This is a genomic window from Streptomyces sp. WAC05292, assembly GCF_003949955.1.
Taxonomy (GTDB): Bacteria; Actinomycetota; Actinomycetes; order Streptomycetales; family Streptomycetaceae; genus Streptomyces; species Streptomyces globosus.
Map to the genome: position 1 here is coordinate 1 of NZ_RPSE01000266.1, position 8809 is coordinate 8809.

Genomic DNA, 8809 nt, shown 5'->3' on the forward strand with positions numbered 1-8809 from the left:
GCACGGGGCACGTGCGGACGCGCCGGCCCGACCTTCCCCTTGCCCCGCTCGCCGTACCCGTCCGGCGCGTCCGCACGTGCCCCGTGCTTGCCGTCCGTCGTCTTCCCTTCAGTGTTCCTCATCCCACCTCTGCCTCAGGAGCCCCTCGTGACCGTGACCGAGAACCCGACCGCCGCCCTCGCCGCCACCGCCCTGACCGAGCTCGTCGTCGCCGTCTACCGGGAGACCCTCGGCGTGCCCGGGCTCGACGAGGACAGCGATTTCTACGAGTGGGGCGGCGACTCCCTCGCCGCCTTCCGCATCACCGCCCGGCTGGAGGAGGCGCTGGGCGCCGAGGTGCCCGTGGCGCTGGTGTTCGCCTACCCGACGCCGGCGGACCTCGCCGACGTCGTCCGCAGCGACTTCGCCCAGGCGTAGGGGCGGGCCGTGACCGACTCCTTCGTGCCCGGCGGCCGCTGGCGGCTGTGGGACCAGTTCGCGCTGCGCGGGGCCGGCTTCCCGGCCCGCGGGGTGCTGCGGCTGGCGCCGGCGGGGCTCGCCGAGGCCGCCGACAAGTTCGCCGCGGACGAGCCGTTGGAGGGGCGGCGGTGGGACGAGTTCGCCGGCCTGTTCGGGCAGGCGCAGGTCGAGACCGCGTCCGCCCTCCAGGACATCGCCCGGATGCCCGCCTTCCGCGAGGCGCTCGCCTGGCAGAACCGGCCGGTGCTGGACTCGGGGATCGCGCCGTTCCTGGCGTGGACACCGACCGTGCGGGGCCGTACGAGCATGCCCCGCCAGCGGGAGGAGCTCGTCGCGCACTACTGGCAGCGGTTCTGCGTCAAGAACGACACCATCGGCTTCTTCGGTCCCGTCGGCTGGGGCCGCTGGGACCGCGATCCCGCGGCCGCCGCCGTGCGCACCGACCCGGGGACCGGGCCCGGTGCCGGTCACGGCGGCCTCGTCGCCGAGTCGCGGGTGTACTTCGCCAGTTGGGCCGTCGACGCGCTCGCGGCGGTGCTGGACGCCGATCCGGCGCTGCGCGAGTGGGTGGCCCCGCGCCGGGTGCCCTTCGTGCGGACCGCGGGCGACGGCGCGGTGGCGGTGCCGGGGCGGCCCGTGCAGGCGCCGGGCGCGGCGGCCTGCGCCGTCCTCGCCCTGTGCGACGGCGTGCGGACGGCCCGGGAGATCCGGGCCGAGCTGCCCGGCGTCGACGTGGCGGCCGCCCTGGAGGACCTGGTGGCCCGGCGCTGGGTGGTGTGGCGGCTGGAGGTGCCGGCCGGCGCCCGCCCCGAACGGGACCTGCGGGCCTGGCTGGAGCGGGTCGGCGACCCCGGGCCGCGGGACGCAGGACTCGCCGCGCTGGACGAGCTGGAGCACGGCCGGGACCGGGTGGCGGCGGCGCGCGGCCCGGAGGAGCTGGTCGCGGCGCTGGCCGCGCTGGAGGAGCGGTTCACCGCGTTGACGGAGGCGGCCGCCGTACGGGAGAAGTCGGCCGGTACGGCGCCCTGCCGGGCCTTGGTGTACTCCGACAGCCGCCGCGCGGCGACCGCGGTCCTCGGGCCCGCCGTGCACGGGGCGCTCGCCCCGCTCGACCCGCTGCTGGCGAGCGCGGGCTGGCTCACCGCGCGGCTCGCCGAGGCCGTGATGGGCCGGGCCCGCGAGGTGTACCGGCGGCTGGCCGCGCGGGGGCCGGTCGACCTGGCCGCGTTCTGGTTCGCCTGCATGCCGGTGCTGCACGGCGCGGCGCGGCAGGAGGCCGAGGCCCTGGGGCGGGAGTTCCGGCGGCGCTGGCAGGACATCCTGGCCGCCGCGGCCCCCGCCGGCGGCCCCGACGACGCCCCCGACGGCGCCGGCTCCGGCGCGAGCCGCGTCCGGCTGTCGACGGAGGAGGTGGCCCGGCAGGTCGCCGAGCGGTTCGGCGGCCCCGGCGAGACGGGCGGCGGCTGGTCCGCGGCCCGCTGCCTCAGCCCCGACGTGATGATCGCGGCGTCCGGCCCGGAGGCCGCCGCGCGCGGCGACTTCGAGCTGGTCCTCGGCGAACTGCACGTCGCCGCCAACACCCTGGGCGCCTCCCTCTTCGTGCACCAGCACCCCGACCCGGGCCGGCTGCTCGCCGAGACCGGCCGCGACCACCCGGGCCCGCGGCTGCTGCCGCTGCTGCCCAAGGAGCACCGCTCGCGGCTCTCCGCGCGGATCCGCAACGCGCTCGTCCGTCCCGAGGACTACTACGTCGCCCTCGTCGACTTCACCGCCGACCCGGCGCGCCCGCGGACGGTCCTGAGCGCGGACGTGGCGGTGGTCGAGCGGGCCGGAGGCGAGCTGGCGGTCGTCCTGCCCGACGGGGCCGCGTTCCCCGCCGTCGAGGTGTTCTCGCACGTCCTGACGACGCTCGCGATGGACCTCTTCCGGCTCGTACCGGACGACGCCCGGCACTCCCCCCGCGTCACCGTCGACCGGCTCGTCGTGGCCCGCGAGACGTGGCGGATGACGGCGGTGGAGCTGGACTTCGCCGAGGAGAAGGACGAGGCCCGCCGGTTCGTGCGGGCGCGGCGCCGGCGCGCGGAGACCGGCCTGCCGCGGTTCGCGTTCGCGGTCCTGCCGACCGAGACCCGCCCGTTCTACGTGGACTTCGACAGTCCCGTCTACGTCAACATCCTGGCCAAGGCCGTCCGCAGGATGGCCCGCAAGGACCCGGACGGGCGGGTGGTGTTCACCGAGATGCTGCCCGGCCCCGACCAGGCCTGGCTGACCGACGGCCGCGGCGAGGCGTACACGAGCGAGCTGCGGTTCGTGGCCGTGGACAGCCGCTGAAGGGGCCCCTCCCGCGGCAGCGGCAGCAGTGGCGGCGGCGCGTCCGGCCGGGCAGGGGCCGGGCGGGGCCGCCGCCCTGCGTTTCCTTCCCCCGCGGCTGCGTGCACGGCTGCGTCTTCTTCCCTACTGGCGGACCCGCCCGGCCAGCAGGGTGGGGGAAAACACCGCTTGGAGGCCCACAGTGAAGGTTGTCGCAGCGCACGACGGGGCGAGGCAGCACGGCACCGGTGCCGGCAGCCCCGACGGCGGGAGTGGCGGGGTGTCGTACGCGCAGCGCAGGCTGTGGTTCCTCGACCAGCTCACCGGCGGTTCCACCGAATCCCTCCTGCCGCTGGCCCTGCGGATCCGCGGCCCCCTCGACACGGCCGCCCTGGAGCGCGCGCTGGCCGGGATCGTCCACCGCCACGAGGTGCTGCGGACCCGGTTCACCGCGGCCGGCGGCGAGCCCGTCGCCTGTGTGGACGCGCCCGGCGGGACCGTGCTGCGGCACCTCGCGGCGGCCGGCCCGGAGGAGGTGTTCGAGCGGGAGCTCACCCGCCCCCTCGACCTGGCCCGCGAGCACCCGCTCCGGGCCGTCCTGGCCCGGCTCGGGGAAGACGACCACCTGTTCCTGCTCGTCGTCCACCACATCGCCGTCGACGGCTGGTCGTGGGACGTGCTGCTGGCCGAGCTCGACGCCGGGTACCGCGGCGAGCCCGTCCCGGCGCCGCCGCTGCAGTACGCGGACGTCGCCCGCGCCGAGGCCGGGCGGCTGGCCGGGCCGCGGATGGAGAGGCTCCTCGCGTACTGGCGGGACCGGCTCGCCGGGGTGGCGCCGCTCGCGCTGCCCGCGGACCGGCCGCGGCCCGCCTTCTGGGACGGCTCCGGCGACGTGGTCCGCTTCGAGCTGCCCGCCGAGCTCGTCGCCGCCGTCGACGGGGTGGCGCGCGCCCACCGGGCGACCCGCTACATGGTGCTCCTCGCCGCCTACCAGGCGCTGCTCGGCCGCCACTCGGGCCGGACGGACATCGCCGTGTGCACCACCCTCGCCGACCGCGGCCGGGCCGACGTGGCCCGGCTGATCGGCCCGTTCGTCAACACCATCGTCCTGCGCACCGACCTGGGGGGCGGTCCGACGTTCGCGGAGCTGCTGGAGCGGGTCCGGGCGGGCGCGCTGCGGGACTTCTCCCACGCCGAGGCCCCCTTCGACCGGGTCGTCGGCGCGGTGGCCGGCGAGCGGGACCTCTCGCGGCACCCGCTCGCGCAGGCCTCCTTCACCCTGCTGAACACGGCTCCGGCGCCGGCCCGGCTGGCCGGCCTGGACGTGGAGACGGTGCGGACGCCGCTGGCTGGCACCCCGCTGGACGTGTTCCTGGACCTGAGCCTGCGCGCGGACGGCGCCGTCGCCGCCCGACTGCAGTTCTCCACCGCGCTCTTCGACCGCGACTCGATGGTGCGGTTCGCCGACGGCTACACCGCCCTGCTGCGCGCCGTCACCGACGCGCCCGGCCGTCCGCTCACGGAGCTGACGGCGGGTCTGGAGCCGCTGCCCGGGCGGGAGCGCCGCCGGCTGCTGGAGGCGGCCGGCCGGGCGGACGGCGCGGCGGCGGCCGCCGGGTCCGGGCCGTTCGCGGTGTCCGGGCCGGCCGGTGCGCCCGCGCTCGTCTGCGGCGACGAGACCCTCACCTACGGGGGGCTGGACGTGCTGTCCGGCCGCATCGCCGCCGTCCTCGCCGGGGCGGGCGTGCGCCCCGGCAGCCCGGTCGGGGTGTTCCTGCGGCGCGGCGTCCGCTCGGTGGCCGCGATGGCGGCCGTGTGGCGGGCCGGCGGGGTGTACGTTCCGATGGACCCGGCGCTGCCCGCCGAGCGGCTGCGGTTCATGGCCGCGGAGGCCGGCGTGGTGTGCCTGCTCGCGGACGCGGAGACCGGGGAGCGGGCGGCCGGGCTCGGGCCCCGGGTCCTCGCCGTGGAGGACGCCGAGCACGGCGTCGGCTCCCGGCGCGACGGGGGCTCCGAGCACGGCGGGGACCCGGCCGTCGCCGCCCCGCGGCACGTTCCGGGGCCGCGGGAGTTGGCGTACGTCGTCTTCACCTCGGGTTCGACCGGCCGCCCCAAGGCGGTCGGCGTGGAGCACGGGGCGATGGCCGCACACGCGGCGGCCGCGCGAGCCGAGTTCGGGATCACGGCCGGCGACCGGGTCCTCGCGTTCTCGTCCTTCTCCTTCGACGCCTCCCTGGACCAGCTGCTGACGGCGCTGGGCTGCGGGGCCTGCCTGGTCGTGCGGCCCGACGAGCAGTGGCTGCCCGCCCGGGTCCCGGCGCTGGTCGAGCGGTACGGCATCACCGTGCTGAACCTTCCGCCCACGTACTGGGCCGAGGTGGCGTTCGCGCTGACCGACCGCTCGGCGGCCGCCCTGGCCGGCCTGCGGCTGCTCGTCCTCGGCGGGGAGGCCGTCCCCGCGGGGGCGCTGGCCGCCTGGCTGGCGCGGGCCCCGCACGTGCGGGTGGTGAACGCGTACGGGCCGACCGAGACGGTCGTCACCGCGGCCGCGCACGACGTCGACCCGGGGGCCGACCCTGCGCTGGTGCCGATCGGCCGGCCGCTGGGCGGGCGGCGCGTGTACGTCGTGGACGGGCGGGACGAGCTCGTCGGCGACGGCGTGCCGGGCGAGCTGCTGATCGGCGGGCCGGAACTGGCACGCGGCTACCTGGGGCAGCCGGCCCTGACCGCCGAGCGGTTCACCCCCGACCCGTACGGCGCCCCCGGCGGCCGGCTCTACCGCACCGGCGACCTGGTCCGCCGACTCCCCTCCGGAGAGCTGGAGTTCACCGGCCGGACCGACGACCAGGTCAAGATCCGCGGCTTCCGCGTCGAGCTGGGAGAGGTGGAGGCGGTGCTGGCCCGCTGCCCGGGTGTGGCAGCCGCCGCGGCCGCCGTCGGCGCGGACGCGCAGGGCGGGGCGAGCCTGACCGGGTACGTGGTGCCCGCGCCGGGCGCCGGACCGGAGACGGTGGCCCCGGCCGCGCTGCGGGCTTTCTGCGCCGAGCGGCTGCCGCAGCACGCCGTGCCCGCGGCGTTCGCCGTGCTCGACGCGCTGCCCGTGGGCCCCGCCGGCAAGCTCGACCGGGCGGCCCTGCCGGCCGCGGGCCCCGGCCGGGACGGGCGGGCCGCCGCCGCGACCGCGTACGCGGCGCCCCGGAACGAGGCCGAGCAGGCCGTCGCCGACATCTGGGCGGAGGTCCTCGGCGTCGAACGGGTCGGCATCGACGACGGGTTCTTCGACCTGGGCGGCCACTCGCTGCTCGCCACCATGGCCGTGTCGCGGATCGCGGAGCGGCTGGGCCGGGAGGTCGAGCTGCGCACCTTGTTCGAGAACCCGCGGATCCGCGAGTTCGGGCCGGTGGTGGCGGCGGCCCGGCAGGCGGGCGCCGCCTCGGTCGCGCCCGTGGACCGCTCGGGGCCGCTGCCGCTGTCGTTCGCGCAGGAGCGCATGTGGTTCCTGGACCGGATGTCGGGCGCCGGCGACGAGTACGTCCTGTGGTACTCGTGGCGGATCCGCGGCGGCCTCGACCGGGCCGCCTGGCAGGCCGCCCTGGACGACGTCGCGTCCCGCCACGAGGCCCTGCGCACCGCGCTGGTGGAGGTGGACGGCCGACCCGCGCAACTGGTCCGGCCCGCGGCGGGCGTGCCGCCACAGCAGCGGCACGCCCGCCGCGTACGCCACGCGCCGCTTCGACCTGGCCGAACCGCCGCTGCTGCGCGCCGGGGTGTGGGAGCTGGACCCGCTCGACCACGTCGCGGTGGTCGCCTTCCACCACGCCGCGACCGACGGCTGGTCCAAGGACGTCGTCATCGGCGAGCTGTCCGCCGCGTACGCGGCCCGCCGGGCCGGGCGGGAGCCCGGACTGCCGCCGGTGCCGGTGCAGTACGGGGACTTCGCGGTCTGGCAGCGCGAGCGGATGGCCGGCGGGGAGTTGGAGCGGCAGCTCGGCTACTGGGAGCGGGCCCTGGCGGGCCTGCCCGCGCTGGAGCTGCCCACGGACCGGCCCCGCCCGGCGGGCTGGTCGGGCCGGGGCGGGGCGGTGGAGGTCGACCTGCCGCCGGAGCTGGCGGCCGGGGTCGGGGAGCTGGCGCGGCGGCACGGCGCGAGCCGGTTCATGGTGCTGCTGGCGGTGCTGCAGATCGTGCTGGGCCGCTGGTCCGGGCAGCAGGACGTGGCCGTCGGCACGCCCGTCGCCGGCCGCGGACAGGTGGAGTTGGAGCGGCTCGTGGGACTGCTGGTGAACACGGTGGTGCTGCGGGGCGACCTGTCCGGCGAGCCGTCGTTCGAGGCGTACCTCGGGCGGGTCCGCGAGGCGGTGCTGGGCGCCTTCGAGCACCAGGAAGTGCCGTTCGAGCGGCTGGTCGAGCAGCTCCGCCCGGAGCGGGACCCCTCCCGGAACCCGCTTTTCCAGGTGATGTTCGACGTCCAGGAGAGCGCCGCGGGCGGGCCTCGCGCCGACGGCCTGGAGGTGGAGCACTTCCCGCTGCCGTGGCGGTCGGCCAAGTTCGACCTGACGGCCACCTTCCTGCTCTACCCCGACCGCTTCGCCCTCAACGTGGAGTACGCGAGCGACCTGTTCGACGCCGCCACCGCGACCCGGTTCGCCGGCCACGTCCGCCGCGCCCTGGAGTCGGCGCTCGCCGACCCGGCCCGCCCGGTCTCCCGGCTGGACCTCCTCGCCCCGCAGGAGCGCGCCCTGCTCACCGCCCCCGCGCCCGCGCCCGGCACGGAGCCGGACGCCCCGCCGTTCACGGTGGCCGGCGAGCCGTCGGCGGTCGCGCTGGTGTGCGGCGGGCGGTCCCTGACGTACGGCGCGCTCGACGGCCTGACCGGCGGCCTGGCCGTGGAACTCGCCGCGGCCGGAGCGGGCCCGGAGGTGCCCGTCGGGGTGTGCATGCGCCGCGGGACGGACTGGGTGGCGGCGATGGCGGCCGTGTGGCGGGCCGGCGCCGTCTACGTACCGCTGGACCCGGGCCTGCCCGAGGACCGGCTCCGGTACATGGTCGGACAGGCCGGGGTGCGCTGCGTCGTCACCGACGCCGCGACCGCCGGCCGGGCGGCCGCCCTCGGCGTGCCGCTGATCCGCGTGGACGGCGTCCGGCCCGACCCGGACGCACCCCGGCACCGGCCCGGGCCGCGGGAGCTCGCCTGCGCGTTCTTCACGTCCGGGTCCACCGGGCGGCCCAAGGCGGTCGGCGTCGAGCACGGCGCACTCGGCGCGCACGTCCGCACCGCCCGCGAGCGGTTCGGGATCACCTCCGCGGACCGGGTGCTGAACTTCGCGTCGTTCTCGTTCGACGCCTCACTGGAGCAGGTCCTGCCGGCGCTGACCGCCGGAGCGGCGGTCGTGGTCCGGCCCGACGAGGTGTGGTCGGTGGAGGAACTGGCCGACCGGGTCCGCGCCGAGGGCGTCACCGTGATGGAGCTGACCCCCTCCTACTGGGAGGAGGTCGCGGCGCGCCTCGACACCGTCGCCGGGGACCTGAAGGGGCTGCGGCTGGCCGTCACCGGCGGCGAGGCCCTGCCGTCGGCGCCGCTGGCCCGCTGGTTCTCGTACCTGCCGGACGTACCGGTCCACAACACGTACGGGCCGACCGAGACCGTCGTCTCGGCGACCTCCCGGCCGGTCACCGGCCCGGTGGAGGGCCGCGTCCCCATCGGGGAGCCGTGGGGCGGGCGCCGGGCGTACGTCGTCGACGCGTACGGGGAGCCGGTCCCGGTCGGCGTACCGGGCGAACTGCTGATCGGCGGGCCGGAACTGGCACGCGGCTACCTCGGCCGGCCGGCCCTGACCGCCGAGCGGTTCACCCCCGACCCGTACGGCGCCCCCGGCAGCCGGCTCTACCGCACCGGCGACCTGGTCCGCCGACTCCCCTCCGGGGAACTGGACTTCCTCGGCCGGACCGACGACCAGGTCAAGATCCGCGGCTTCCGCATCGAGCTCGGCGAGGTCCGGGCCGTGCTGGAGGAGCACCCGGGCGTCCACGCGGCGGCCGT

Annotated in this window: 3 protein-coding genes and 1 pseudogene; all 4 read left to right on the plus strand. The window is 77.6% G+C overall.

Going from position 1 to position 8809, the window contains the following annotated elements; all coding sequences use genetic code 11:
• Positions 1 to 147 precede the first annotated feature (147 nt).
• Positions 148 to 417, plus strand: coding sequence for an acyl carrier protein (locus tag EF903_RS23230; RefSeq protein WP_221888760.1), 270 nt, complete (start codon positions 148 to 150; stop codon positions 415 to 417).
• Positions 418 to 426: 9 nt separating this feature from the next.
• Positions 427 to 2790, plus strand: a complete 2364-nt coding sequence (locus EF903_RS23235; protein ID WP_125546167.1) for a lantibiotic dehydratase — start codon at positions 427 to 429, stop codon at positions 2788 to 2790.
• 259 nt (positions 2791 to 3049) lie between these two features.
• Positions 3050 to 6391, plus strand: a pseudogene (locus EF903_RS35410) (amino acid adenylation domain-containing protein); the annotation flags it as partial.
• Between the two features lie 145 nt (positions 6392 to 6536).
• Positions 6537 to 8809 (plus strand): amino acid adenylation domain-containing protein (locus tag EF903_RS35415; protein WP_260615816.1); only part of this gene is annotated, 2273 nt, incomplete at its 3' end.